Genomic DNA, 25,235 nt, shown 5'->3' on the forward strand with positions numbered 1-25,235 from the left:
TCAGAGCTTCCTTTAATTACATATTGTCTTCACAACCACATTACTCGCCATACCTTCACACAAATCTGCAGTTATTGTGGCAACAGCACCATTAATTAATGCTAAATTAGGGGCTACGTGGCCAATGTCGGCATCAACAATAACTGGGAACAAATTGCCTTTAAATGCGAGCTCTATTGCTTGGTATTCATCAAAGTAGCAGTCGTTATTAATTGCAGGGCTGCGGCCGAATACCACCGCATTTACATCAGTAAAAACATCATTCAACTTTAACGATAACAAACAACGTGCAAGGGCCATTGGACTGAGCTCTGCATTTTCTAGGTATAAAATTAACCCCTCTGGTGCATACTGTTTTTTAAACTCATGCAATGCATAGTAATTAGAGGGTAACAACAGACCTAAGGTATCTAAACAGCCGCCAATTAAGCGACCAGACACTTCAATTTGGCGTTTATCTTTATAGTTAATACAGCGCCATTGGCTAGGAGCAGTATAGTCAAATTGAGCCTCAGGCTTAGCTTTATAATCAATTTGCTTTTGCTGATAAAAAGGCGAAGCAACTTGATGCAATTGCTGTTTTTCTTCAAGTGACATGGCACTGAATATATTTGCTAAATAAACATCGGGATCGTCAGGGTGAATTTGCATTAAATTCGCAGCGTGCAAGGTTGCCCAGCCACAACGAGTGGTTAATGCACATGCAAACGTGCTGATATCTGAAAAGCCAACCAACCATTTAGGTTTTGCTTTACTTATCGCATTAAAATCGAGAAGCGGTAAAATTTCCATGGTGAGATCGCCCCCCCATGGCGGCATGATGGCTGCGATTGAATCATCAGTTAAATACTGCATGAGCTCATCAGCACGTTGCTTTGCACTATTGTGTGACTGACGTAAGCAGGCACCTTCAATAACAATAAAACCTTTGGCTGTTAAGCCATTAAGTACTATGTCTAAGCGCTCATGAAAGGCTTTATCAACACCTGATGAAAAAGCACATATGGCTATTTTATCACCTTGAACAAGTGGTTTAGGATACTGAATTTTCGCCATTATTACTCCTTCATTGCAACAGTTTGTAGCCAACGTACCGAATAAATCCACGCCTGTAAACAGGCATAAAAAAACCGCAGTGTGAACTGCGGTTTTTCTCAATGCTTGGTTAAGCTACTAAATATACTCAACTTCAATGATTTCGTACTCTACTTCACCGTTTGGCGTTTTAATGATAACGGCATCATCTACCTCTTTACCAATTAAACCACGCGCGATTGGTGAGTTAACAGAGATCAGGTTGTTTTTGATATCTGCTTCGTCATCGCCTACGATTTGGTATTTTACTTCAGCATCGGTTTCAACATTAACGATAGTGACCGTTGTGCCAAAAATAACTTTACCTGTGTTAGGCATTTTAGTTACATCAATGATTTGCACATTTGAAAGCTTCGCTTCAATTTCTTGAATACGGCCTTCGCAGAAACCTTGTTGCTCACGAGCAGCGTGGTATTCAGCGTTTTCTTTCAAATCACCGTGCTCACGTGCTTCAGCGATATCAGCAACGATTTTTGGACGGGTAACTGTTTTTAATTCGTTAAGTTCTTCGCGCAGTAATGCTGCACCACGAACTGTCATCGGAATTGATTGCATATTATTCTCACTTAATCCCAAGAGCGATTGCCTCGCCCTTGGCACATTTCCTTAGTTCATTCGCTGGTGTAGTTCCTGAACTGACGTCACCTTGCTACGGTCATCTGCTTGGTTTGCAGTACAGTTAGCAAATGCCGCGTTCAGAGTCGTTGTGTAGTTAGTCTTATGCTGTAACGCACCACGACGTAACACCTTCGAATCTTCAATCGCTTGGCGGCCTTCAGTAGTGTTTACAATGTAGCTGTATTCACCATTTTTAATTCTATCAAGAATATGAGGACGACCTTCGTATACTTTGTTCACGCGACGAACTGCAATACCAGCTTCTTCAAGTGCTTTTGCAGTGCCACCTGTTGCATCTAGCTCGAAACCAAGATCAGTCATGGTTTTAGCTAGTTCAACGATACGTGGTTTGTCACTGTTGCGTACCGATAGTAACGCGCGACCACCGCGTGGTAAAGTGTTGCTTGCACCTAATTGTGCTTTTGCGAATGCTTCGGCGAAAGTTTCACCAACACCCATAACTTCACCCGTTGAGCGCATTTCTGGGCCACGAATTGGGTCAACACCTTGGAACTTAGCAAATGGCAGTACCACTTCTTTTACGCTGTAGTAAGGAGGGATTACTTCTTTTGTAATACCTTGGCTTGCTAGCGACTGACCTGCCATACAACGTGCCGCTACTTTAGCAAGTGCGATACCTGTCGCTTTTGAAACAAACGGTACTGTACGCGCAGCACGTGGGTTTACTTCGATTAAGTAAACTTTACCGTCTTTCACAGCAAACTGTGTATTCATCAGACCTACTACGCCAAGCTCTAGTGCCATATCTGTCACTTGCTTACGCATTACGTCTTGTACTTCAGCTGTTAGTGAGTGAGCCGGTAATGAACACGCTGAGTCACCTGAGTGAACACCTGCTTGCTCAATGTGCTCCATGATACCACCGATGATTACTTGCTCACCGTCACAGATAGCGTCAACGTCAACTTCGATTGCGTTATCTAAGAAGTGATCAAGTAGTACTGGCGCTTCATTTGACGCTGATACTGCTTCGGTCATGTAACGACGTAAATCGTCTTCATCATAAACCACTTCCATTGCGCGACCACCTAGTACGTACGAAGGACGTACAACCAGTGGGAAGCCAATTTCAGCAGACTTAACAATCGCTTCTTCTAAAGAAGTAACCGTTGCATTCTCTGGTTGAAGAAGATCTAGACGCTCAACAAGTTGTTGGAAACGCTCACGGTCTTCTGCACGGTCTATTGCATCTGGTGAAGTACCAATAACTGGCACGCCATTCGCTTCAAGTTCACGAGCAAGTTTTAGTGGTGTTTGACCACCGTACTGAACGATAACACCTTTTGGCTTTTCAACGCGTACGATTTCTAATACATCTTCAAGCGTGATTGGCTCGAAGAATAAACGATCAGATGTATCGTAGTCAGTTGAAACAGTTTCAGGGTTACAGTTAACCATGATTGTTTCATAGCCGTCTTCACGTAAAGCTAATGCTGCGTGAACACAACAGTAATCGAATTCGATACCTTGACCGATACGGTTAGGACCACCACCGATTACCATGATTTTATCTTTTTCAGATGGATTCGCTTCACATTCTTCATCATAAGATGAGTACATGTAAGCTGTGTCTGAGCTGAACTCTGCAGCACAGGTATCAACGCGCTTATATACAGGCACGATAGCTAACTGGTGACGCTTCTTACGAATTTCTGCTTCAGAAACACCGGCAATTTCAGCGATACGCGCATCAGCAAAACCTTTACGCTTAAGCTTGCGTAAAAACTCAGCATTTAAACCAGCCATACCTACTTCGCTGATTGTTGCTTCGTCTTTTAAGATGTCTTCGATTTGAACTAAGTACCAAGGGTCAATCTTAGTTAATTCGAATACGTCTTCTACGCTCATACCGTGACGCATTGCATCAGCAACGTACCAAATACGCTCAGCACCTGGCTCACGTAATTCACGGATGATTTTTTCTTTTGCTTTCGGATCATCAAGGGCAACAATTGGGTTAAAGCCCGTTGCGCCTACTTCAAGACCACGTAATGCTTTATGCAGTGATTCTTGTTGGTTACGACCAATCGCCATAACCTCACCCACAGACTTCATCTGTGTTGTAAGGCGGTCGTTTGAACCTGCGAATTTTTCGAAGTTAAAACGTGGGATCTTAGTAACAACGTAGTCAATTGACGGCTCGAAAGACGCTGGTGTTTTACCGCCAGTGATGTCGTTTTGTAGCTCATCAAGGGTGTAACCTACTGCTAGTTTTGCAGCGATTTTCGCAATTGGGAAACCGGTTGCTTTTGATGCTAATGCAGAAGAACGCGATACACGAGGGTTCATCTCGATGATAACCATACGGCCATCAACTGGATTCACACCAAACTGTACGTTTGAACCACCTGTTTCAACACCGATTTCACGAAGTACCGCCATCGATGCATTACGCATGATTTGGTATTCTTTATCAGTTAGTGTTTGCGCTGGTGCAACCGTGATTGAGTCACCAGTGTGAACACCCATAGGGTCAAAGTTTTCGATAGAACATACGATGATACAGTTGTCGTTTTTGTCACGAACAACTTCCATTTCGTACTCTTTCCAACCGATTAACGATTCGTCGATTAGAAGTTCATTTGTTGGTGATAAATCTAAACCACGCTCACAAATTTCATCAAATTCTTCTTGGTTGTATGCAACACCACCACCGGTACCACCCATCGTGAATGATGGACGAATGATACATGGGAAACCGATGCGGCTAAGTACATCGTGTGCTTCTTCCATTGAGTGAGCGATTTCTGCACGCGGACACTCAAGGCCAATGTTCTTCATTGCTACGTCAAAACGCTCACGGTTTTCAGCTTTATCGATTGCATCAGCAGTTGCACCGATTAGCTCAACACCGTGTTTTGCCAGTACGCCGTGCTTATCTAAATCAAGCGCACAGTTTAATGCTGTTTGACCACCCATAGTAGGTAGTACCGCATCTGGCTTTTCTTTTTCAATGATTTTCTCTACCACTTCCCAATGAATTGGTTCGATGTACGTCGCATCCGCCATTTCAGGGTCAGTCATGATAGTTGCAGGGTTCGAGTTTACAAGAATTACTCGAAAGCCTTCTTCTCGTAGTGCTTTACACGCTTGTGCACCAGAGTAGTCAAATTCACAAGCTTGACCGATTACGATCGGGCCTGCGCCTAAGATAAGAATGCTTTTTATGTCGGTACGTTTTGGCATTGTTACTCCGGTTAAATTAGTTAGAACGTGCTTGCATCAGGTCGATGAAGTGGTCAAATAATGGTGCCGCATCATGTGGACCTGGGCTTGCTTCAGGGTGACCTTGGAAGCTAAACGCTGGCTTATCTGTGCGGTGAATACCTTGTAGCGTGCCATCGAATAATGAAACGTGAGTTGCACGTAAATTCGCTGGTAAGGTTGCTTCATCAGCTGCGAAACCGTGGTTTTGCGCTGTGATCATTACAACATTGCGGTCAAGGTCTTTAACTGGGTGGTTACCACCGTGGTGACCAAACTTCATTTTCACCGTTTGTGCACCTGAAGCAAGTGCAAGTAATTGGTGACCTAAACAGATACCAAAAATTGGCGTGTCTGTTTCTAGGAAAGTTTTAATTGCTTCAATCGCGTAAGTACACGGCTCAGGGTCGCCTGGGCCATTTGATAAGAAGATACCGTCTGGGTTTAATGCCAGTACGTCTTCTGCAGATGTTTGTGCAGGAACAACGGTTAATTTACAACCGCGGTCAACTAACATACGTAAGATATTACGTTTAACACCGAAGTCATAAGCAACAACGTGGAACTTCTCGTCTGCTGCTTCTAGCGTTTTAAAGCCTGAACCTAACGTCCAGCTTGATTCGCGCCACTCAAAATTTTCCTTGGTTGAGACAACTTTTGCTAAATCCATGCCTTTTAAGCCTGGGAAGGCTTGCGCAGCTTCAAGCGCTTTATTCTCATCTAACTCGTCGCCTGCAATGATACAACCATTTTGAGCGCCTTTATCACGTAAGATACGTGTTAATTTACGAGTGTCGATGTCGGCAATACCTAAGATATTGCGTTCTTTTAAGTAATCACTTAACGATTGCTCGTTACGGAAATTACTTGCTAGCAGTGGCAAATCACGGATCACTAGGCCTTTAGCCCAGATTTGACCCGCTTCTTCGTCTTCGCTGTTAGTACCCGTATTACCGATATGTGGGTACGTCAAAGTTACGATTTGTTCCGCGTATGAAGGGTCAGTCAAAATTTCTTGATAACCAGTCATAGACGTATTGAATACTACTTCACCGACTGACATGCCGTCAGCGCCGATTGCAGTACCGCGAAACACTGTGCCGTCTTCTAGGACTAACAGAGCGGATTTAGTCAAGTTAACCTCCTAACAGTAAAAAACGGGAGTAAAGTCATTTGCTCTACTGCCCGTTTAAAGCGATTGGAAACACGCATTTATGAATTTTTGGCAAATTGGCGCTATTCTACAGTAATTTAGCTTTCAGATCTAATCTTAATTAATAAAACAGTAAAAATAAGCGTTATTAACTAAAAATTCACTGAAACTGCCAAAAAAGAAACTAAACTACTCCAAGTCAAGCACATCTTGCATGTCATAAAGTCCAGCTGGTTTATTTTTCAACCAGCCCGCAGCTCTTACAGCACCTAATGCGAAGGTCATTCTTGAACTTGCTTTATGAGTTAATTCTAGCCTTTCGCCAGAAGTTGCGAAATATGCGGTGTGTTCACCTACTATATCTCCGCCTCTCATGACTGAATAACCGATTTCATTTTGCGATTTTGCGTGTTCGTCATTGCTTCTATCAAAACGCGCGACTTCATCATGCTGCCAGCCTTTTGCCTCAGCAATCGCTTCACCAATTGCCAATGCAGTTCCCGATGGCGCATCGATTTTATGACGATGATGAGCTTCAAATATTTCGATATCCATATCATCGCCAAACTTCACAGCCGCAGTCTGCACTAAGTTAAGCAGTAAATTCACACCTACGCTATAGTTGCGGGCAAAAACAATCGGAATGTGTTTCGCCGCTTCATTAAGGGCATCAAGATCATCTTGGTTAAGGCCCGTAGTACCAATTACCATCGCGATATTTTTTTCGACCGCTGTTTTTAAGTGGTTGCGCATGCCTTGAGGTAAGGTGAAATCTATCAATACATCTGCATCTTTTACGTCTGTTTCTTTACTAAATGAAACATCTGCTGATGCAGCGCTGTTTAATTGATTAACCGCACTATCTAAAAGTGGTGAGTTTTCGCGTACGTACGCGCCCGTTAATGTTGCGTCATCTTTTTTTGAGACTGCTTCTAAAAGTGCAAGTCCCATGCGGCCGTTTGCGCCAAATACACCTATGCGGTTCATATAGTTACCTTATCTATTCTTCTTAGCTGGCTGGATTTTATCGAAAACTCATGTAATAGTCAGGTTAGCTTATAAAAAATACAGAGCTAATTTTAGATTTATTAATAGAACAACAATAATAACAGATAGTCTTTGCATTTAGCCATCTATACATTTAAACTTCTTCCTTTGCGCCGATTTGGTCTTTGGCTTGCGGGCGCTGTTGTTGTCTTTTAGACACAACTAAATACAGCTAAAAGAAGTGTTTGGCTGTGTTATTGGTTATCTAACGAGGAATATGATGCAGCCATCATTTAATAAAACAAAAGCAAAACTTTCTTTGCTGCCGCTTTTGGTGTTTGTCGGCTTATTTTTAGGCGCTGGCTTATACTTACAGTCTCAAGGTGTCGATTACGCCTTCTATCAATTACCAGCTCCTGTGGCAATTTTACCTGCCATCATGCTGGCGTTTATCTTAAATAAAAATACCATCAACCACAGTGTTGAAACCTTTATTAAAGGTGCTGGCCATAGCAACATCATCACTATGTGTTTGATTTATTTGCTTGCTGGTGCGTTTTCTGCGGTTGCTGGTGCAACCGGTGGTGTTGATGCCGTTGTTAATGCGGGCTTATCACTTATTCCACCGGCTCTGTTACTACCAGGATTATTTTTAATTGCTGCGGTTGTGTCGACTGCGATGGGCACTTCTATGGGTACTATCGGTGCGATTGGCCCGATTGCTTATGCCGTCGCCCAAAAAACAGGCATTGATCCATCTCTGATGGCAGGCACGATTGTATCGGGTGCCATGTTTGGTGATAACTTATCAATCATCTCGGACACAACTATTGCTGCAACCCGCACGCAAGGCTGTGAAATGAAAGATAAATTCCGTGAGAACTTAAAAATCGCCTTACCTGCTGCGGCATTAACTATCGGCTTATTATTCTTCTTAACCCCTGCAGCAGAAGCTGTAGAGACACAAGACTTCGATATTTTATTAGTGTTACCTTATGCCTTTATCTTAGTGCTCGCGGTAATGGGCTTTAACGTATTCGTGGTGCTGTTTAGTGGTATTATCTTTGCCGCACTCATGGGCTTTACTGGCAGCTATGAAGGTGCAAGCTTTGTTAAAGATATTTATAAAGGCTTTACTGATATGCAGGAAATCTTCTTGCTATCGATGTTTATTGGTGGCCTTTCAGAGTTTATCCGTATTAATGGTGGTCTTGATTATATTGCTAACAAAATTCAAGCAATTACAAAAATCGTTGCAAAATGGCACCGTAAAGTTGCAGATCAATTAGGGATTGCAGCACTGGTTATGACCAGTAACTTATGCATCGCTAATAATACCGTGTCTATTATAGTTGCAGGCCCGATTGCTAAAAAATTAGCGGATGATGGTGAAATTACAGGCAAGCGTTCAGCAAGCTTACTTGATATTTTTGCTTGTGTTACGCAAGGCTCATTGCCGTATGGCGCACAAGCACTTCTACTGGGCGCAACCTTCAAAATTAGTCCGTGGGAAGTCTCTACCTCTTCTTATTACTGCTTTATTCTTGCCTTTACTGCCGTTGCAGTAATTTGCTTACGCCGAAATAAAGCATAAGTTAAATAATTTTTTCTCTCGATACGCCCAAATATGGGCGTATCTGCTATAATCCTCACTTTATATCCCCCATTACACCATCAATATTGAGATATGAACTTGAAAAAGATCCTTTCTGTTGCTGCGCTTTGTGCAGTAAGTACTTCGAGCTATGCCGCTAATTGGAGCTCTACGCAATTACACGTTAATAACGGTGAACACAAAAACCCGTTTTCATTGACTAAGTCAAACACCACGGTTGTATCACTACAGCATGCGTCTGGTTATGACTATGGCGACAACTTCTTTTTTATTGATTACAGCAATGACGACCGTCAAGATGGTTATCAAGATAAAGACTTTTACGGCGAATGGTATTCAACATTCAGTTTATCAAAAATCTCTGGCAGTGATTTCTCATACGGCGCAATTGCTGATGTGGGTTTAACGGCAGGTTTTAATGCCGCAGGTGACTCGAAAGTTCTTAAGTATTTACCAGGTGTAAAGCTCAGCTGGCAAGCACCGGGCTTTAGCTTTTTATCTACTTTATTTACCGCTTACATCGATGACAGTGAAGGCGTAGCACGCGGTGGTGCACCAACTGAAACAAACAGCTGGATGATTGATGTTGCTTGGGGCTACCCATTCACTATTGGCTCACAAAAGTTCAACGTAACAGGCCATGTTGAATACATTGCAGAGCGTGAAAATGAATTTGGCGAAGATGTTAAAGCGTGGATTTTAGCGCAGCCAATCATTACGTGGGATTTAGGTCACGCAATGAGCATGAAAGAAAACACCTTACTGCTAGGCCTTGAGTGGCAATACTGGCACAACAAGCTAGGTACAGACACAACTGAGTCAGTACCACAACTTCACGTTGAGTGGACGTTCTAAAAAGCTGAAAGCTGAAAGCTGAAAGCTGAAAGCTGAAAGCTGAAAAATTAAAGCCTGTAGTCATCACTGAGTACAGGCTTTTTAATTTATATAGATATTCTTTACAGTTTACACTGCGGGGTTTTACCCTTTGCTCGCGCCGCTTGTTGGGCTTTTAATGCTTCCGACATATGCTTTTGAAGCTCTTTGATGCGGTTACCCGGTGCTGGGTGAGTCGACATAAACTCAGGTGTACCGCTACTGCCAGCTGCACTCATATTTTGCCAAAGCGACACTGATTGCTCTGGGTTAAACCCTGCTTTTGCCATTAAATCTAAGCCAACAATATCCGCTTCTGATTCATGTGAGCGGCTGAATGGTAAAACAACACCATACTGTGCGCCTAAGCCTAAGGCTTGCATAATTTCGCCACGATATTGAACATTACCCATATCAAGTGCTGCACCACCAACTTGTAGTCCTGTTTGTAACAGTGCGTTTTGTGATACACGCTCATTAGAATGCTCAGCAATAACATGTGCAACTTCGTGACCTAGTACTGTAGCCAATTGGTCTTGGTTTACAGCGACTTTTAATAAACCTGTATGAACACCAATATACCCCCCGGGTAATGCAAATGCATTTGCTGAATCTTCTTCAAATACAACAACTTCCCAAGACTGCTTGGCATACTCGTTAGGTAAAACCGCAATAACATCATCGGCAATACACTTTACATAAGCATTGACACCTGGATCAGTATTAACAGGCTGTGTTTTTTTCATTTCAGCAAAGCTTGCTTGACCCATTTGGCTCATTTGTTGATCTGAATAAAGTGCGATTTGGGTACGTCCCGTAGGAGAGGTTTTACAGCCAGCTAAAACAGCGGTGGCTAACACTGCCATGATTAACTTTTTCATACTAGTCCTTCAAATACTTTGTGTAATTGAGGCTAATATAGCAAAGCATTGCTTAATTTTATATGAAAATGAACAATCACCCACTCAGTTGTTACCATTTAGTTAATTCTTTTACTTAGCAGGCAAACTAAGTTCACCACAGTGACTCACACTGCTACAATAGTGACCTACTATTTGATTATTGAGTAAACAATGCCTTCCCCTGAGACTTTAAATAAACGCATTTTATTACCTTTACTGGCAAGTATTGTCGCGATTACGCCTTTGGCAATTGATCTATATTTACCGGCAATGTTGGTGATTGCCAACGACTTGCAAACAACCATGCCAAATGTGCAAATATCACTCAGCATTTATTTAGCAGGTTATGCTCTTGGCATGCTTTTTTTTGGCCCGATTGCCGACGAACTTGGTAGGCGATTACTCGCTAAGGTGGGTTTAGCGCTATTTGGTATCAGCTCATTAGCACTGGCATTTTGTACTAACATCGAATTATTTTGGTCTTTAAGAGCTGTGCAAGCATTCACTGGCGCTGCTGCAACCGTTGTAGTGCCGGGTATTATTCGCCACATTTACCGAGAGAACACAGCCAAAGGCATGTCTTATGTCTCGATGATCATGATGGTTGCCCCGTTAATTGCTCCTACTCTAGGCTCATTAATCATGGGAATTTCAACATGGCAGGTCATTTTTATTGCATTGGCGGCCTACAGTTTCGCTATTTTAGCCTTGGTGCAAATTCATTTAATCGATATTCCAATCTTTAAGAGTCAGCAACGTGGCTTGGCATTGTTCTTTAATAGCTATAAAACGGTATTTTCTCGTCGTAGTGCCCTTGCCGATATTGCCAGCTCAATGTTTGCCTCATTCGCATTCTTTTGCTTTTTAACATCGGTACCTTATGTATATCTCGATTTCTTCAAAGTAGATGAGCAATTGTTCGGTGTGTTATTCGCCTTTAACGTGCTGGCTTTAATGTTCGGTAACTTTATGAATACACGTTTAGTGCCGCGCTTAGGTTCTCGTAAACTGTTATTTATTGGGCTAGGTATTGGCTTTGTGTCTGGTGGGGCATTGTTGTTATTCAGTGTGATGCATCTATCACTGTATTTTATCGTAGCAAGCATCGCACCATTGATGATGAGCTTGGGTATTGTCGCGAGTAATGCAGACTCATTAATACTGATGCAATTTGAGGAAAAATCAGGCACTGCAACAGCTGTTATTGGTACCCTGAGATTCGGTAGTGGCGCTCTCGTTGGGCCTATCCTTGCATTTGTTCACCCACAAAGTGCGATTCCATTTTCTGCGATGATGTTCAGCGCACTGATACTTATCTTACTCGTGCAGCTTTGGCATCGAAAATTGGACAAAAAAAATGCCTGTAATTAACAGGCATTTTTTTATTTTTCTTTAAAGCTTATTCAGCTTCTTTTGATACCATAACCATTGCAGGGCGTAATAAACGGCCATTTAATGTATAACCTTTTTGCATTACTGCAAGAACAGTATTAGGTGCTACATCATTGCTTGGTTGAATTGACATTGCTTGATGGAATTCAGGGTTAAATTGCTCACCCTGTGGGTTAACAATTTCAACACCGAATTTTGATACCGCATCATTAAAGCTCTTAACAGTCATTTCGATACCTTCAAGCACAGGTTTAAGCTGCTCATTTTCTTTATCAGAAAACTCAATTGCGCGCTCTAGGTTATCGATAACTGGTAATAATTCGTTAGCAAACTTTTCAAGTGCAAACTTATGCGCTTTTTCTACATCTTGAGCGGCACGACGACGCATGTTCTCAACATCTGCAGCAGCACGAACAACACTGTCTTTTTGATCGTTAATAGTTTGTTTAGCCGCTTCTAATTCGCTGTGTAGTAAAGCGATCTCAGCTTCAGGGCTCATTTCTTCGCCGTCAACTTGTTCAGCTGCTTTTTCTGCAGCTTCTACTTCAGCTTGCATTTGTTCAAATTCTTCGTTTAGTTCAACTTCTTGCTCTGGTGATTTTGTCTGCTCAGACATAGCTTACATGCTCCAATTCTTTACAACTGCGGTAATTATGGGGATTGAATTAAAAGATTCAAGAGGCTGATGAGCCGATTAACTTAAATTCTTGGATGATTGCTTCTATTTGCGCTGATTTTGGACAAATTACGCAAAATCGGCTCTGGTATTCATGGTTATTAAAATAAGGAACGCTGATCACCATCAACTCATTACAATCTGTAAATGGCAATTGCTCTGTGTTTAATACCGATACACCATTTTTAAATGCAAGTTTATCTTCAACAAAATTTAAAAACGATACACCTATATTTAAACTGGTTTGACAATCAACTTGGCGGTAAAGGTAGTTTTCACCGACCACAATACTGTTGTCTGAACCAAGCTTTTGGCTTAATTGCCGAGTCCATTGTGTTAGTGAATCATGGCAATTATTTGGTGCCGTGCCTGCCATTGCCTGCATACGATATAAGCCTTCCATTAAGGTTTGCTGACTAAACACGGTATTAAGCCAAGTAGCAAACTGGTAACGAACGGCATCAGATGAATCTTCAGGTTTGGTAATGCAAATGTTATGGCTTTGCCCTGCTCTATCTATTAGTAGAATTAGCCAATTGCTACCATCAAAATCAAGTACCTCTACTCGAAAGACCAACTGTGAGCTGACTTGAGGTAAGCCCACACAACAACACACTTTATAGCGCTGACTCAAACCATGGGCAAGCTCGACTAATTGTGCTTGCTCAGGCTGCCAATATGGTGCGATTTCAGGTAGAGCAAAAAACTCATCAAGCCAATAATCAAAACCGGCATTGGTTGGTACGCGGCCAGCAGAAGTATGTGGCGAATAGAGTAAGCCCACTTTTTCTAGCCGTGCCATAGCATTACGCACTGTAGCTGAACATACCGCCATGCCTTTTTGTTTGGCAATACGAGTTGAGGCTACAGGCTGACCTTCCCCGTTACAGTAAAGGCTCATCACAGCTGAAAAAATTTGTTGGTCGCGCGGATTTAATTTCATAATTCATACATCTTGCTTCTTGCCAGTGGATATTTGGGCGCAGCAAGTTTATTTCAAGTTATTTTCAAAGCATTAATTTTTAATGTAATCTATCGATATGAAAGTTTAAGTGCAAATAACATGGATTCACCGTTTAAAACCATAGGTTTAATTGGCAAACCTAATCACAGCGGGGCAGCTGCCACACTTGCTCGCCTGCACACATTTTTGCGAGCCTTGGGTTTCGAAGTGCTAGTAGAACAGCGCACTGGACGTCAACTTGAAGACCTTCCTCAAGAAAACCTAGTTAAATTGGTAGATTTAGGTGAACGAGCAGACTTAGCCATAGTCGTCGGTGGTGATGGCAATATGCTTGGCGCAGCTCGAGTATTAGCGCGTTTTGATGTCGCTGTGATTGGCGTAAACCGTGGCAACTTAGGCTTTTTAACTGACTTAAACCCAGAAGGTTTTGAAGCGAGCCTAGAACAAGTGTTAAGTGGCCAGTTCCTTGAGGAAAAACGCTTCTTGCTTGAAGTTGAAGTATATCGCCATGCCGAACTCAAAAGTGCAAACTTGGCAGTGAATGAAGCGGTTCTTCATGCTGATAAAGTTGCGCATATGATCGAGTTTGAGGCCTTTATTAATAACGACTTTGTATTCTCTCAACGCTCTGATGGATTAATCGTTTCAACACCAACTGGCTCAACAGCCTATTCATTATCTGGCGGCGGGCCTATTTTAACCCCTGAGCTGAATGCGATTTCATTAGTTCCTATGTTCCCGCATACATTATCAAGCCGTCCTCTTGTGGTTGACGCTGACAATGAAGTACGTTTAAAGCTTAGCCTCGAAAATACCGACAGCCTACAAGTCAGCTGTGATAGTCACGTAGTTTTAGCTGTATTACCTGGTGACGAAGTAGTGATTAAAAAAGCAGACAAGCGTCTACGTTTGATTCATCCAAAGGAATACTCTTACTACAATGTATTAAGAAAAAAATTAAATTGGGGAAGCCGCTTATTTTAAGTGGCTTTTTTTATCTCAAGCTAATTGCCAAGGCGTATTGATTAGCGCAAAATAATAAGACTAAAAGCTGTATTTTTTAAAGGATTCTAAGGCGAAATGAGTTATATCGTTTTTCTTGCTCTATTATTACTTATCACCTTACTAGGTTGTTACTGGGTGGTTGAGAGCAATCGTCGTAAAGCTATTGAAGCTGAAAAAAAACGTTTTAATCAACGAGTCAAAGAAATCAATAATGACTTTAAAAATAAATTAATTGATTTTAGCGAAGGCAAAATTATCCGCCCTAAGAATATTTCGCGCCTAAATATGATCACCAGCAATTACTTTGTAGTGCAAGCGCACAATGAAGAAAATCTCACTTACCTCGAATTCATTAGCGATTTGCTTATCAACACAATCATTATGGAAGCCAGTAAAGCGCAAAGCCCTGAGGAAATTGATCAGCTCGCTGACAGGTTACAGTATTTTATGGCTGAATTGCCTTACAACGGCATCGAGTACAATAAAGCGTTTTATCAAGAAGCCTTACCATCGCTGATTGAAGTAATTAAATATCAGCCCCCCACCGATTTACAGGACGATCAGCCGCTAGCCCAGAGCACACAAGCTGCAAATGAATCAGTCCAAGAAAATCAACTGCCAGAATTAAGCAAAGCTTAAAAATTTAATTTGCAAAACCCGAAAACACTGTATAAATTAACAGTTAATTGACTGGATGGATAAACAGTATGTTAATCGGGTTAGAAATTAAAAACTTTGCCATTGTAAGTAATTTAAGTACTGAGTGGCACAATGGTATGACAGCTATTACAGGTGAAACGGGTGCGGGTAAATCAATTGCAATTGATGCCCTGTCATTATGTTTAGGCGAGCGTGCAGATGCAGGTGCTGTTCGCCCAGGTATGGATCGTGCAGAAATTTGTGCACAATTTGATATTAGCCAACTCCCTCTTGCCCAGCACTTTTTAGAGCAACATTTACTCTCAAACAGTGAAGGCGAATGTTTACTACGCCGTGTTATTTGCAAAAATGGCCGCAGCAAGAGCTACATTAATGGCAGCTCAGTTACCGCTGCACAATTAAAAGAGATAGGTCAGTATTTAATTTCTATTCACGGGCAACATGCCCATCAGCATTTATTAAAAGCTGAACATCAGTTGCACCTGCTTGATGCCTATGCCGGCCACAACCAGCTATTAGCTGATGTTAAAGAGCGCTTTAAAGCCTACCAAGCATTAATTAAAGAATTTAATCAACTTGAACAACAACAGCAGCAACAAGCAGCTCAAAAGCAATTACTGGAGTATCAAGTAGCTGAACTTGATGAATTTGCCCTGCAACCGGGTGAGTTCGAAGAAATTGAAGCTGAGCATCATAAACTAAGCCATAGCCAGACTATTTTAGAGTCATGCCAACGTGAGCTACAACACTTATACGAAAGTGATGAGCAAAGTGCGTGTTCATTGCTGCAACATAGCGCCCAACAATTTACAGAGCTGGCAAGCTACGATGAAAGCTTATCTAGCATAGCATCATTACTGAGTGAAGCTGCCGTTCAAGTTGAAGAAGCTAGCCGCGAGATACGCAGCTATGTTGATGTAACTGATTTAGACCCTGCCCGGTTAGACGAAGTTGAAACGCGTTTAACAGGTGCTATGGACCTTGCCCGAAAACATCATATAAAACCAGAAGAGCTGGTAGAATTTCATCAGTCAATCGCAGAAGAGTTAGCATCAATTAGTTATAACAGCGACCGCCTTGTTGCTCTCGAAAGCGAAATTAACAATGCCCTTGAGCAATATAAACAAGCAGCAAAACTGTTAAGTGAAAGCCGCCATAAATACGCAGATACGCTTAATCAATTAATTAGTGATAGCATGGCTAACTTATCAATGGAAAACGGTAGGTTTGCGATTGATATTCAACAAACTAGCGATAAAGCGCCAAGTGCAATGGGTTTTGATACGGTGTCGTTTTTAGTATCTACCAACCCAGGTCAACCGTTACAAGCACTGTCTAAGGTGGCTTCTGGTGGTGAGTTATCGCGAATTAGTTTAGCTATTCAGGTCATTATTGCTCAGCGTGTTACAACGCCGACTCTTATTTTCGATGAAGTAGATGTGGGTATTTCTGGACCAACCGCGTCTGCAGTTGGCAAGCTTTTACGCCAATTAGGTAAATCAACTCAAGTTATTTGTGTAACTCACTTGCCGCAGGTTGCAAGCTCTGGACATCAGCAATTTTTTGTAGCTAAAGAAATTGCAAACGGCGAAACCTACACTCAAATGAATAAGCTATCTAAAGAAGGCCGTATTGATGAAATTGCCCGACTACTTGCCGGTGACAATATCAGTAAAATGGCTAGAGCAAATGCCAAAGAGCTTATAAGCGCACATGCATAACCCATTTTTAGCTATGAAACTTAGATTGTTGATGAATTTGATGGTATAGAGTTTATAAATGAAAAATAAAAATATACTTACAGCTTTGGGTCTTGCCTTAATAACGCTTAACTCAGGGCATTCGTTTGGCGCAGTGGTTGAGCCACCCTATAACGATACGCAGTTAGTCGTTGCTTTATTTAAATGTATTTTGTTTGTCTTGCCCTCAACTACATTGTTGCTGGTTCTATGGAGTCACTGGAAGCACTTAAGATTTAAGCAATTATTACAAACAGTATTAAATTATTCATTGGTCATCATGTTAGCTAGCTTGATAATGGTTAATCATCTAACAGCTGGGCTTTCATCATGGTTAGTTGTGTTTGCTGGTATTCATTCATTGCTTGTTGGCATTAATTATTTATTGGTTAAACAACACACTAACAGGATAAAAAATACACTTACTAGTTGCTGGTAATGAAATTACTTTGGCTGCAAAAAAAATCGCGAAACAGCACGTTTCGCGATTTTAGTTCTTATTTGCTGATTAGCGTTATTCGATTTCGCTAGCTAAATATATCAAATTCATAAATAAACGGTCTGTCATACTACTAACTCCGGTACCATTGGTATAATTACCAACTTTATTTTGAGAGTTAATAATTGCATTATCTGCGAGTAATATATCACCCGATTTCAAGTCAAAAACCACTGTCGGTAAGCCATCTGGATTGACAGCTAACACTTGGCTTTCTTCTGGCATTACTGAGAAGTATCCCTTTGAACCACCGGCCTGATAAAAGCGTGTAACCTCTCCAAAAGGACCTGCAAATATAGCTTGTTGTATTTGAGAGTTTAAACCTTCTGGGTTTTGGGTATTTGGTCCATCTATGTAGCCTTCTCTGGTTACTGTATAACCCCACTTTGAATACACCTTCTCGTCAGTCATATCGGAATCTGATGCTATGATGACAACATTTCCTTTCTTCTCTGACCAATTATATAGCTCTGCAATTTCTGTTTCAGTAAAATCACTGTTGTAAAAACTACCCATAAAGAAGATATCAGTGTTATAGCTTTCAATCGCTTCCTGAGTAATTGAGCCTGATGCCGCAAAATCATGATTAACCGATACTGATTTAGCTACAACCCCACTTTCACCAAAATTTTCTGGACTTGCAAGTTTAGCCATCGGTAAATCAAACAAGTAAGCGTTTAATGTGTAGTTTTGCCATCGTGCCTTTCTTTGCTTATCAATACTCGTAATTACAAGCGACTCTACTCCTGTACTACAAGTAGGCTGCGCATAACATGCAACAGGCTTTAGAGTATTTAGTGCTAAATCGTTTATTCGCACTGGGTATGTCCCCAATGTGCATGTTTTACCCGTTTCGATTGATGCTTTATATAATTTAGTAATATTAAAATTACCTTGATCATTAATGACTTCACGGGAAATTACCAATTCGTCATTTTGATTTAGAGCAGCACCTGTTACCGTCGTTAAACCATGTTCAGATTTTTTTGTTAACTCCAGTGTTTCCAGATCCAATAAAAAAATGCTTGTGGCAGAGATGAGGTAAACCTCACCATTTTTAACAACCATGTCGCCACGCAGAATATCTGAACTACTATCGTAGCCCTTCATATTGCCTAAGAACTGAGTTTCACCTGAATCAATAGCAACCTGGTAAAACTTACCCCCTTTAGAGCCATAAATAACGTCTTTGTTAGGGTCATAAGCAAGACGGGTCATAGGGTTAGTACTTGCCACTACAGTGTGTTTGCCTGTAGACATATCAACATAGGCGAGTTGTGTAAATCGATACTTGTCGGCTTTTATAGGCAGATCATTTAACTCTTCATCTGATAAGTTGAGAACACTCGTATCCAGTTTATAAGTTAAAGGTCTTGGGGCTGAAACATAATAGAGTCTATTTCGATAGCTATCAAAAGCCATTGCTGCGGATGAGAACTTTGCAGCAGAATGAATGTTAGCCGTTTGCGCTTGCTCATCTAAAGAAAAAACGAAGCCCGAGCTCCCTCTCCCTGAGTTGATTCCATATAACTCACCCGTACATTCAGACGCGCTAAGGCCAGCAGGTATTAAGCCTAGAAGGCTAACTGTAGATAATAAAAACTTTTTCATTTTAAATTCCTTTCAATGTAAAAATAACTCACTTCCTGTTCAACTTTATTACTATCCTCCTTATAATTTTGAACGAAATTGGTATAAAACTCACAAACAAAATCGCGAGGCCACAAGCCTCGCGATTTCAATTAGCGTCTAAAATTACAATTAATCGATTTCACTCGCATAATTGATTAAGTTCATAAATAAACGGTCTGACATGCTCGATACCTCGGTACCATCAGTAAAGTTGTCTTCTTTATTTTGTGTTGTCAGCATACCGCTATCAGCAAGTATTATGTCGCCTGTTGCAGCATCTAAAACAATTGTAGGCAAGCCATCCTGATTTACAGCTAAGACTTGAGTCCCTGAAGGCATTTCAGAGAAGTAACCTTTTGCGCCACCAGCTTGGAAAAAACGAGATACTTCACCAAATGGTCCTGCAAAGATTGCCTCTTGAGCTGCACTACCTACTCCTTCTGGGTTTTGTGTATTTGGACCATCAACATAACCATCTCGAGTAACTGTATAGCCCCAAGTCGTATACACTTTTTCTTCAGGGTAGTCAGAATCACCCGCTATTATCGCTACGTTTCCTTTTTTAAGGGACCAATTGTAAGCTTCATTTAATTCGCTATCTGTGAAGTCGCTTTTGTGGAAACTACCAATAAAGAAAACATCGGTGCCATAAGCATCTATCGCAGCTTCAGTAATCGAATTTGCCGCTGCAAAATCATGATTTACAGATACTGTTTTATAAACAGTTCCCTGTTCACCAAAGTTTTCTGTACTTAAAAGTTTCGCAAGTGGTTTATCCATTAAGTGGCCATTTAGTGTATAACCTTGCCAGGTTGCTTTTCTTAGCGTATCAATACTTGTAACAACAAAAGAGTCTGGCTCTACACTACATGTAGGTTGAGCATAGCAAGCAACTGGTTTTGCTGTATTTAGCGCCAAATCATTTATGCGCATCGGGTAGGTTCCCATTGCACACGTTTTGCCAGTCTCAATCGATGCTTTATATAACTTGGTAGTATTATAGTGACCTTGATCGTTTATAATTTCTCTAGAAATTAATAGCTCACCATTTTGATCAAGCGCAGCACCTGTAACAGCAATTAAGCCATGCTCTGATTTTTTCGTTAACTCCAATGTGTTCAAATTAACGGAAAAAATACTCGTAGCACTGATCAAAAATAGTTGGCCATCTTTAAAAACCATATCACCGCGTAAAATATCTGAGCTGTCGCCATAGCCAGTTAAGTTACCAAGTAATGTAGTTTTTCCTGATACAGGATCAACAGTATATAACTTGCTTCCTTTAGAGCCGTACATCATGTCAGTATTAGCGTCATAAGCCAGTCGAGTCATTGGATTAGATCGAGAAACTACTGTGTGTTCACCAGTTGCCATATCAACATAAGCAAGCTGAGTATATTTGTATTTAGCCCCCTTAATTGGCAGATCTTTTAACTCATCTTCAGATAAGTTCAAATCACTAGGATCAAGTTTGTAAGTTAGCGGTCGAGGAGCTGAAACATAATATAAGCGATCCCTTGCACTATCATAGGCCATAGCAGCAGAAGAAAACTTTGCTTTTGAGTGAATAGCGGCTGTTTGCTCTTGCTCATTTAAAGAAAAAACAATGCCTAGATGGCCGCGACCAGAATTAATTCCATACAACTCACCCGTACATTCATTAGCGACTACATTTGTAGATAAAGCACTTGTGACTGCAAGAACTGAAAGTAGCGATTTTTTCATATTATTACACCTAAAAATTAGGCCGACTAACTAAAATAATTAATAAAAATAATTAAATTACTGCTTTAACATCAGGCCATTACGTTTAAATTTTGTACGCAATAATTTTATTTCGCTACAGTTCAAACACAATCAGAAATTACTGATTTGTCTCTATTTATTATAAAAACAGACATAACAATTAGCACCAATTATGTAAAACACACTTTAGTATTGGCAATGGCTAATAACTTCTGATTTTCTATATTCCCAATGTTTTAATATTCTTACTGCTCCATATTTTCCACACATTTTCTCAGTAGCATAACGGCAAACTTGGTCACCGAAATATTTAATGAAGCTAACTGTAACTTTAATTCTTGCTCTTCTTTCTCTTCCTTGTATGGCTAATACAGATCACATACCGCAGATAGAAGAAATATTTGCCTTAGAGCAGAAAGGAAACCTAAAAAAAGCACTATTGTTAATTGAAAAACTACAAAGCAATAACACGCCTGTCGCAAAATCGACGATTGATTTGATAAAAGCCCCCATATTAAGAAAACAAGGGCAATACGAGGCTGCAATAGAGTTACTTTTACCTTTACAGCATATTGCTGAGTTGTCCAAAGAAGAGCATTATCAAATCCAAAAAGAGCTTGGTATCAATTACAGACGCCAAGTTAAAACGACCCAAGCTCAGCAGCATTATATGGCTGCACTCAAACTAGCTTACGAGTTAAAGGATAAAAACAAACAGGCACAAAGCCATAGTAATCTGGGTACCTTATATGACACGTTGAATGACCTAGACCAGTCTATGTTTCAGCAATTAAAAGCACAAAAGCTTTTAATTGGCAGTAAAGATAATGAGTTAATCGCCACCAATTTTTATAATTTAGCAAACCTTTCTCATCGCCTAGATGATCTTGCCCAGTCTGAATACTTCTACAAAAAAGCACTTGAGTTTGATATTAAAACAAAAAATCAAATAAACATTGCAGATACCAGCTTACAGTTGGCAAAGTTAGTTTATAAACGTGGTGACTATGAGCAAGCTTTACCCTTATTAAAAAATGCCTACTCACGCTTAGCTGATTTAAATGCTTATGAAGGAATGGCAACAGCAAAGCATACGCTAATGCAACTATATTTAAAGCTCGAAAATAAACATATGGCTTTAAGTAGTGCAGATTCAGGCCTCAGAGCAGCACTTAAATCTGGCTCAGCATTGAGTCAAATATATTCATATTTCAATTTAATTGAACTCCACCTGCCACTTAAGAACTCACAATTGATTGACCTCTATTTAAGTCGTTCAAAAGAGCTTATCGAAGGAATTGATAATCGGTTACTAAATAAAAAGCTGCATGGCTACACCGCAGTTTATGCCGAACTTATCGGTGACTACAAACTCGCAACTGAGCAATTGAAGCTTGAAAATAAACTAGCCGAGTCTTTGTTTGAAGAACATTTAAATCAAGCCGTTGAAAAAAACAAAAAGCAATTAACAGCAATCGAGCAACAGCAACGTATTGATGATGAAGTGCAAAAAAATAAGCTCACTACTGCACAAATGAATAACCAACGACTAGAAAAACAGATTTGGTTATTGTCTGCGGGTATTGTTTTGTTGTTCACGACTCTTGCGCTCGTGCTCTATTACTTCAAGCATCGAAAAGCGTTATTTAAAGCAAAACTTTATCAATATAACCTGCTTGAAAAAGACAAAATGCTTGCTGATATATCCCATGAATTACGCACCCCTTTAAGCGTATTAAAACTGCATATAGAAGCACTTGAGCTCGATATTCAAGAAAACCGCGATCTAGCCTATAGCAAAATTAATGGCAAAATAGCGCAACTTAACAACCTAATTTCAGATGTGTATCAGTTATCTCAAGCAGAAAACAAGACTCTCGCGCTAAATCTCCAACGCTTAAATGCTGCAAATGTCTTTGCTGAGTACGAGCAAGACATGCGTCATTATGTTCGCAGCCACCACCTGACATTTTTTTCAGACATTATTATTGCTAAAGATGTAGAGATCACGGTAGATAAACAAAAGCTCGATCAGATCCTTAATAATATTTTTACTAATGCCTGCCTATATACCGACAGCCCAGGCCATGTTCGGCTCAAAGTGAGAACTAACAAGCAAGAGCTGTTTATTCAAGTCGATGATACTTCTCCAGGTGTAGGTAAAGCCCATATAGGCAAACTCTTTGACCGTTTATATCGTGTTGAAGAATCTCGAAGCCGCGCATCAGGAGGCTCAGGTTTAGGGCTATCAATTTGCCAGAGTTTTGTCGAATTAATGTCTGGCAGTATCAGTGCATTACCGGGTAAGTCGGGTGGATTATGTATCCGAATTTTACTGCCTTTAAGCAATAAATAAGCTTCTCCATTTTTCCACCATATTTTATTGCTTAAATAGCATAATAAACTACTGTGGAATGGAACCATGTCAGAGTCATTAAAGCATGCTCAATGGGCAAAATCTGTTGAGCGTAAACACCGCCAAAGCAAAGTTAAAAAAACCAAAAAATCACCTCTTCCTATCTGCGCCGCGCTTGCTTGTGTGCTATTGAGTGCTGGGTTTTATTATGCGAGTTATGAAAAACCGAAAGAGTATCCACCGTTATCTTCAGCTGCGAAACAGCGTATCTCGCAATTTTTTGCCAAACAGTTTTTACTGGGGCAATGGCGCTTAAATAAAATTAACTACTCATCTGATGCAATTCAGGTGTATGTGCAAACGCCAAGCAAAATTGCTCTAGAAGGTGAAGCTTTGAGTCAATATTTACATTACGCTTTATGCCCTGTGGCTAGCAAACGCATTTGGCAAGATATCAAAACGAGGGAATTATCAGTGTATGTGTTTAGCCATTCGATTCGAAAAGGTGATCGAACAGTATGTAATTTAGAAAGCGATGAACGCCAAATCAATTGATTTGACGTTCATCATAGCGATAGCCAGCACCATAAACGGAAGCGACTATCTTAGGAGAGAAATCTAAACTCTTAAGCTTTTTGCGAATATTTTTAATATGGCTGTCGATTACCCGATCGGTAATATCAAAGTTGTTTGGTTGGATATGGTCAAGTATCTGCTGCCTAGAAAAAACACGCTTTGGGGCTTTGTACAAAAGTTTAAATACGTCAAATTCCACTTTTGTTAAACCTAAAGAGACACCTTTAATTTCAACTTCAAGCGCATCTTCTATTAAGCAAATTGCATCAGTCGCTTGCACTACTACATCGGTACTAGGTGCTGACGCACAACGCCTTAAAATAGCTTTAACACGCATCACCAGCTCTGCACCGCTAAAAGGTTTACAAACATAGTCATCGGCACCATGTTCCAATCCTTTTAACCTGTCAGCCTCTTCGACTTTCGCGGTTACCATAATAATCGGCACCATAGAAAAAGCGCGGATCTGCTTCATGCACTCCACGCCATCTAAATTGGGTAACATTACATCTAAAATTATCGCATCCGGATTATTTTCTTTAACCCACGACATCACAGCACTGCCATCAGTGATGTGGTGAGTGGTAAAGCCAGATGCATTGAAGAACAACAGCACTTGTTCTGCAATATCTAAGTCGTCTTCAACGACTAATATCTGCGGCATTTCTATTTCCGTTTATATTTTCTTTATTGTTCTAAGTTGTTGCTTCACCATCGCTTTAAGCGTATCTGATAAGGTTTCATCTAATAAAACCATAGTCAGAATATCGTGCAGATCTTCACTATTCATAACCTCATTGAGTAAATCATTTTCAGATTTCGAATTTGGCTGAAAAAAGCTTAACTGCTCGTCATTTGTGTGTTCGCAAAACATTTTCTTTTTATCCATGTTGTTAGCATCAAATATTAAGATGGGCTTCTGCCTCTACTAAATATTAAAACGCAACAATATGGAGCAAATATGGAGTTAGTACGAAATAATGAATTTTTTCTGTTCAACAGTTAGATTCATTCCTAAATTTTAGGTAATAAGCGCTATTTTTTCATTATTTTTCTAAAACTAGGTTAAATTTTCGTATCAATAAAATGATAGGCAATAAAAAAGCAAGCTCGGTAGCTTAATGCCTGTCAGTTAAGAGCTGACAGGCATTTTTTGGGGCTTTCGTTCAGGGTATCGACTGGGTCTCTTTTTCACACATCTTGGATAATGTCTTTCTCTTCGCTCTGGCAGTACAAAGGTTTCAGCCATTGCAATAAGTTTATTTATTACGCTCGGTACTTTTCCTGCTGAGGTGTGAGGCAACATCATTAACTCCTTGATGATATAGCCAGAAGCATTGCTGTAACTGAGTTGATAAGGCCATATCCCTTTCAGGCTGTAAGCCATCTTAGTCATCATATATCGTACTAAATTGTATGCGAGCAATACGCCCCATAACTCTTGTTTTACTAGCTCTGGGGTTTTGCTACGTAACGTTAATTCATTTTTGAGCAAGTACTGTTTCATTTCCCTGAACCCAAG

At 40.5% G+C, this 25,235-nt stretch carries 21 protein-coding genes and 1 pseudogene; 9 read left to right on the forward strand and 13 right to left on the reverse strand.

All coding sequences use genetic code 11. From position 1 onward, the window contains the following. Positions 1 to 12: 12 nt before the first annotated feature. From IMPJCBKJ_RS11450 to dapB, 5 genes are all read right to left on the reverse strand, one after another. On the reverse strand, positions 13 to 1,056 hold the full coding sequence (locus tag IMPJCBKJ_RS11450) for a S66 peptidase family protein (protein ID WP_138600478.1): 1,044 nt from the start codon (positions 1,054 to 1,056) through the stop codon (positions 13 to 15). A 117-nt stretch (positions 1,057 to 1,173) separates the two neighbouring features. After that, positions 1,174 to 1,650: a transcription elongation factor GreA gene (greA, locus tag IMPJCBKJ_RS11455; protein ID WP_054551507.1), complete on the reverse strand. Its 477-nt coding sequence runs from the start codon at positions 1,648 to 1,650 to the stop codon at positions 1,174 to 1,176. A gap of 51 nt (positions 1,651 to 1,701) precedes the next feature. Further along, the gene (gene carB, locus IMPJCBKJ_RS11460; protein WP_166340400.1) at positions 1,702 to 4,920 is read right to left on the reverse strand and encodes a carbamoyl-phosphate synthase large subunit; all 3,219 of its coding nucleotides are present in this window, start codon (positions 4,918 to 4,920) and stop codon (positions 1,702 to 1,704) included. 16 nt (positions 4,921 to 4,936) lie between these two features. Continuing rightward, on the reverse strand, positions 4,937 to 6,073 hold the full coding sequence (gene carA, locus IMPJCBKJ_RS11465; RefSeq protein WP_055020805.1) for a glutamine-hydrolyzing carbamoyl-phosphate synthase small subunit: 1,137 nt from the start codon (positions 6,071 to 6,073) through the stop codon (positions 4,937 to 4,939). Between the two features lie 207 nt (positions 6,074 to 6,280). Beyond that, positions 6,281 to 7,078 carry a 4-hydroxy-tetrahydrodipicolinate reductase gene (dapB, locus tag IMPJCBKJ_RS11470; RefSeq protein WP_166340402.1) on the reverse strand — a complete coding sequence of 266 codons (798 nt, stop codon included), beginning with the start codon at positions 7,076 to 7,078 and terminating at the stop codon, positions 6,281 to 6,283. Between the two features lie 280 nt (positions 7,079 to 7,358). Here dapB and IMPJCBKJ_RS11475 point away from each other — a divergent pair, with 280 nt between their 5' ends. Continuing rightward, positions 7,359 to 8,672: a Na+/H+ antiporter NhaC family protein gene (locus tag IMPJCBKJ_RS11475; protein ID WP_054551511.1), complete on the forward strand. Its 1,314-nt coding sequence runs from the start codon at positions 7,359 to 7,361 to the stop codon at positions 8,670 to 8,672. Between the two features lie 93 nt (positions 8,673 to 8,765). Continuing rightward, on the forward strand, positions 8,766 to 9,548 hold the full coding sequence (locus tag IMPJCBKJ_RS11480) for an outer membrane protein OmpK (protein WP_054561705.1): 783 nt from the start codon (positions 8,766 to 8,768) through the stop codon (positions 9,546 to 9,548). Between the two features lie 101 nt (positions 9,549 to 9,649). On the opposite strand, the gene IMPJCBKJ_RS11485 is transcribed toward IMPJCBKJ_RS11480, so the two are convergent. After that, a complete protein-coding gene (locus tag IMPJCBKJ_RS11485; protein ID WP_054551513.1) occupies positions 9,650 to 10,447 on the reverse strand; it encodes a M48 family metallopeptidase in 798 nt (265 codons plus the stop codon). Positions 10,448 to 10,639: 192 nt separating this feature from the next. Between IMPJCBKJ_RS11485 and IMPJCBKJ_RS11490 the strand changes: the two genes are divergently transcribed. After that, positions 10,640 to 11,839, forward strand: a complete 1,200-nt coding sequence (locus tag IMPJCBKJ_RS11490; RefSeq protein ID WP_166340404.1) for a Bcr/CflA family efflux MFS transporter — start codon at positions 10,640 to 10,642, stop codon at positions 11,837 to 11,839. A gap of 28 nt (positions 11,840 to 11,867) precedes the next feature. Here the strand turns inward: IMPJCBKJ_RS11490 and grpE are convergent, their stop codons facing one another. Both grpE and IMPJCBKJ_RS11500 read right to left on the reverse strand, forming a co-directional pair. Then, on the reverse strand, positions 11,868 to 12,476 hold the full coding sequence (gene grpE, locus IMPJCBKJ_RS11495) for a nucleotide exchange factor GrpE (protein ID WP_054551515.1): 609 nt from the start codon (positions 12,474 to 12,476) through the stop codon (positions 11,868 to 11,870). 58 nt (positions 12,477 to 12,534) lie between these two features. After that, on the reverse strand, positions 12,535 to 13,479 hold the full coding sequence (locus tag IMPJCBKJ_RS11500; protein WP_054551516.1) for an HrcA family transcriptional regulator: 945 nt from the start codon (positions 13,477 to 13,479) through the stop codon (positions 12,535 to 12,537). Between the two features lie 120 nt (positions 13,480 to 13,599). On the opposite strand from IMPJCBKJ_RS11500, the gene nadK reads away from it, so the two are divergent. The 4 genes from nadK to IMPJCBKJ_RS11520 all read left to right on the forward strand — a co-directional run bounded on the left by nadK (position 13,600) and on the right by IMPJCBKJ_RS11520 (position 17,343). Beyond that, positions 13,600 to 14,484 carry an NAD(+) kinase gene (nadK, locus tag IMPJCBKJ_RS11505; RefSeq protein WP_166340406.1) on the forward strand — a complete coding sequence of 295 codons (885 nt, stop codon included), beginning with the start codon at positions 13,600 to 13,602 and terminating at the stop codon, positions 14,482 to 14,484. Positions 14,485 to 14,580: 96 nt separating this feature from the next. Continuing rightward, positions 14,581 to 15,144, forward strand: a complete 564-nt coding sequence (locus IMPJCBKJ_RS11510) for a hypothetical protein (RefSeq protein WP_054551517.1) — start codon at positions 14,581 to 14,583, stop codon at positions 15,142 to 15,144. A gap of 68 nt (positions 15,145 to 15,212) precedes the next feature. Beyond that, complete coding sequence (recN, locus tag IMPJCBKJ_RS11515) at positions 15,213 to 16,886, forward strand: DNA repair protein RecN (RefSeq protein ID WP_166340408.1); 1,674 nt, start codon at positions 15,213 to 15,215, stop codon at positions 16,884 to 16,886. A 58-nt stretch (positions 16,887 to 16,944) separates the two neighbouring features. Further along, complete coding sequence (locus IMPJCBKJ_RS11520) at positions 16,945 to 17,343, forward strand: hypothetical protein (protein ID WP_054551519.1); 399 nt, start codon at positions 16,945 to 16,947, stop codon at positions 17,341 to 17,343. Between the two features lie 75 nt (positions 17,344 to 17,418). On the opposite strand, the gene IMPJCBKJ_RS11525 is transcribed toward IMPJCBKJ_RS11520, so the two are convergent. Next, positions 17,419 to 19,014, reverse strand: coding sequence for a hypothetical protein (locus IMPJCBKJ_RS11525; protein WP_166340410.1), 1,596 nt, complete (start codon positions 19,012 to 19,014; stop codon positions 17,419 to 17,421). A 150-nt stretch (positions 19,015 to 19,164) separates the two neighbouring features. Next, positions 19,165 to 20,760 (reverse strand): hypothetical protein, encoded by a 1,596-nt coding sequence (locus IMPJCBKJ_RS11530; RefSeq protein ID WP_166340412.1) that lies wholly within the window; start codon positions 20,758 to 20,760, stop codon positions 19,165 to 19,167. 334 nt (positions 20,761 to 21,094) lie between these two features. Between IMPJCBKJ_RS11530 and IMPJCBKJ_RS11535 the strand changes: the two genes are divergently transcribed. Next, on the forward strand, positions 21,095 to 23,137 hold the full coding sequence (locus IMPJCBKJ_RS11535; protein WP_138600463.1) for an ATP-binding protein: 2,043 nt from the start codon (positions 21,095 to 21,097) through the stop codon (positions 23,135 to 23,137). A gap of 66 nt (positions 23,138 to 23,203) precedes the next feature. Further along, positions 23,204 to 23,692, forward strand: a complete 489-nt coding sequence (locus tag IMPJCBKJ_RS11540; RefSeq protein WP_166340414.1) for a hypothetical protein — start codon at positions 23,204 to 23,206, stop codon at positions 23,690 to 23,692. Here IMPJCBKJ_RS11540 and IMPJCBKJ_RS11545 read toward each other — a convergent pair. The 3 genes and pseudogenes from IMPJCBKJ_RS11545 to IMPJCBKJ_RS11555 form a co-directional block, all read right to left on the reverse strand. Next, on the reverse strand, positions 23,685 to 24,377 hold the full coding sequence (locus tag IMPJCBKJ_RS11545) for a response regulator (RefSeq protein WP_166340416.1): 693 nt from the start codon (positions 24,375 to 24,377) through the stop codon (positions 23,685 to 23,687). The two genes, IMPJCBKJ_RS11540 and IMPJCBKJ_RS11545, sit on opposite strands and share 8 nt — an antisense overlap. Before the next feature lie 12 nt (positions 24,378 to 24,389). After that, positions 24,390 to 24,587: a hypothetical protein gene (locus IMPJCBKJ_RS11550; RefSeq protein ID WP_054551940.1), complete on the reverse strand. Its 198-nt coding sequence runs from the start codon at positions 24,585 to 24,587 to the stop codon at positions 24,390 to 24,392. 258 nt (positions 24,588 to 24,845) lie between these two features. Continuing rightward, positions 24,846 to 25,235, reverse strand: a pseudogene (locus IMPJCBKJ_RS11555) (IS4 family transposase); the annotation flags it as partial.

This window comes from Pseudoalteromonas sp. MB47 (assembly GCF_011319765.1).
Taxonomy (GTDB): Bacteria; Pseudomonadota; Gammaproteobacteria; order Enterobacterales; family Alteromonadaceae; genus Pseudoalteromonas; species Pseudoalteromonas simplex.

Coding starts and splice junctions, on each gene's coding strand:
- IMPJCBKJ_RS11450 (WP_138600478.1), bottom strand. CDS start 1,056: ATGGCGAAAATTCAGTATCCTAAACCACTTGTTCAAGGTGATAAAATA.
- greA (WP_054551507.1), bottom strand. CDS start 1,650: ATGCAATCAATTCCGATGACAGTTCGTGGTGCAGCATTACTGCGCGAA.
- carB (WP_166340400.1), bottom strand. CDS start 4,920: ATGCCAAAACGTACCGACATAAAAAGCATTCTTATCTTAGGCGCAGGC.
- dapB (WP_166340402.1), bottom strand. CDS start 7,078: ATGAACCGCATAGGTGTATTTGGCGCAAACGGCCGCATGGGACTTGCA.
- IMPJCBKJ_RS11475 (WP_054551511.1), top strand. CDS start 7,359: ATGCAGCCATCATTTAATAAAACAAAAGCAAAACTTTCTTTGCTGCCG.
- IMPJCBKJ_RS11480 (WP_054561705.1), top strand. CDS start 8,766: ATGAACTTGAAAAAGATCCTTTCTGTTGCTGCGCTTTGTGCAGTAAGT.
- IMPJCBKJ_RS11485 (WP_054551513.1), bottom strand. CDS start 10,447: ATGAAAAAGTTAATCATGGCAGTGTTAGCCACCGCTGTTTTAGCTGGC.
- IMPJCBKJ_RS11490 (WP_166340404.1), top strand. CDS start 10,640: ATGCCTTCCCCTGAGACTTTAAATAAACGCATTTTATTACCTTTACTG.
- grpE (WP_054551515.1), bottom strand. CDS start 12,476: ATGTCTGAGCAGACAAAATCACCAGAGCAAGAAGTTGAACTAAACGAA.
- IMPJCBKJ_RS11500 (WP_054551516.1), bottom strand. CDS start 13,479: ATGAAATTAAATCCGCGCGACCAACAAATTTTTTCAGCTGTGATGAGC.
- nadK (WP_166340406.1), top strand. CDS start 13,600: ATGGATTCACCGTTTAAAACCATAGGTTTAATTGGCAAACCTAATCAC.
- IMPJCBKJ_RS11510 (WP_054551517.1), top strand. CDS start 14,581: ATGAGTTATATCGTTTTTCTTGCTCTATTATTACTTATCACCTTACTA.
- recN (WP_166340408.1), top strand. CDS start 15,213: ATGTTAATCGGGTTAGAAATTAAAAACTTTGCCATTGTAAGTAATTTA.
- IMPJCBKJ_RS11520 (WP_054551519.1), top strand. CDS start 16,945: ATGAAAAATAAAAATATACTTACAGCTTTGGGTCTTGCCTTAATAACG.
- IMPJCBKJ_RS11525 (WP_166340410.1), bottom strand. CDS start 19,014: ATGAAAAAGTTTTTATTATCTACAGTTAGCCTTCTAGGCTTAATACCT.
- IMPJCBKJ_RS11530 (WP_166340412.1), bottom strand. CDS start 20,760: ATGAAAAAATCGCTACTTTCAGTTCTTGCAGTCACAAGTGCTTTATCT.
- IMPJCBKJ_RS11535 (WP_138600463.1), top strand. CDS start 21,095: ATGAAGCTAACTGTAACTTTAATTCTTGCTCTTCTTTCTCTTCCTTGT.
- IMPJCBKJ_RS11540 (WP_166340414.1), top strand. CDS start 23,204: ATGTCAGAGTCATTAAAGCATGCTCAATGGGCAAAATCTGTTGAGCGT.
- IMPJCBKJ_RS11545 (WP_166340416.1), bottom strand. CDS start 24,377: ATGCCGCAGATATTAGTCGTTGAAGACGACTTAGATATTGCAGAACAA.
- IMPJCBKJ_RS11550 (WP_054551940.1), bottom strand. CDS start 24,587: ATGTTTTGCGAACACACAAATGACGAGCAGTTAAGCTTTTTTCAGCCA.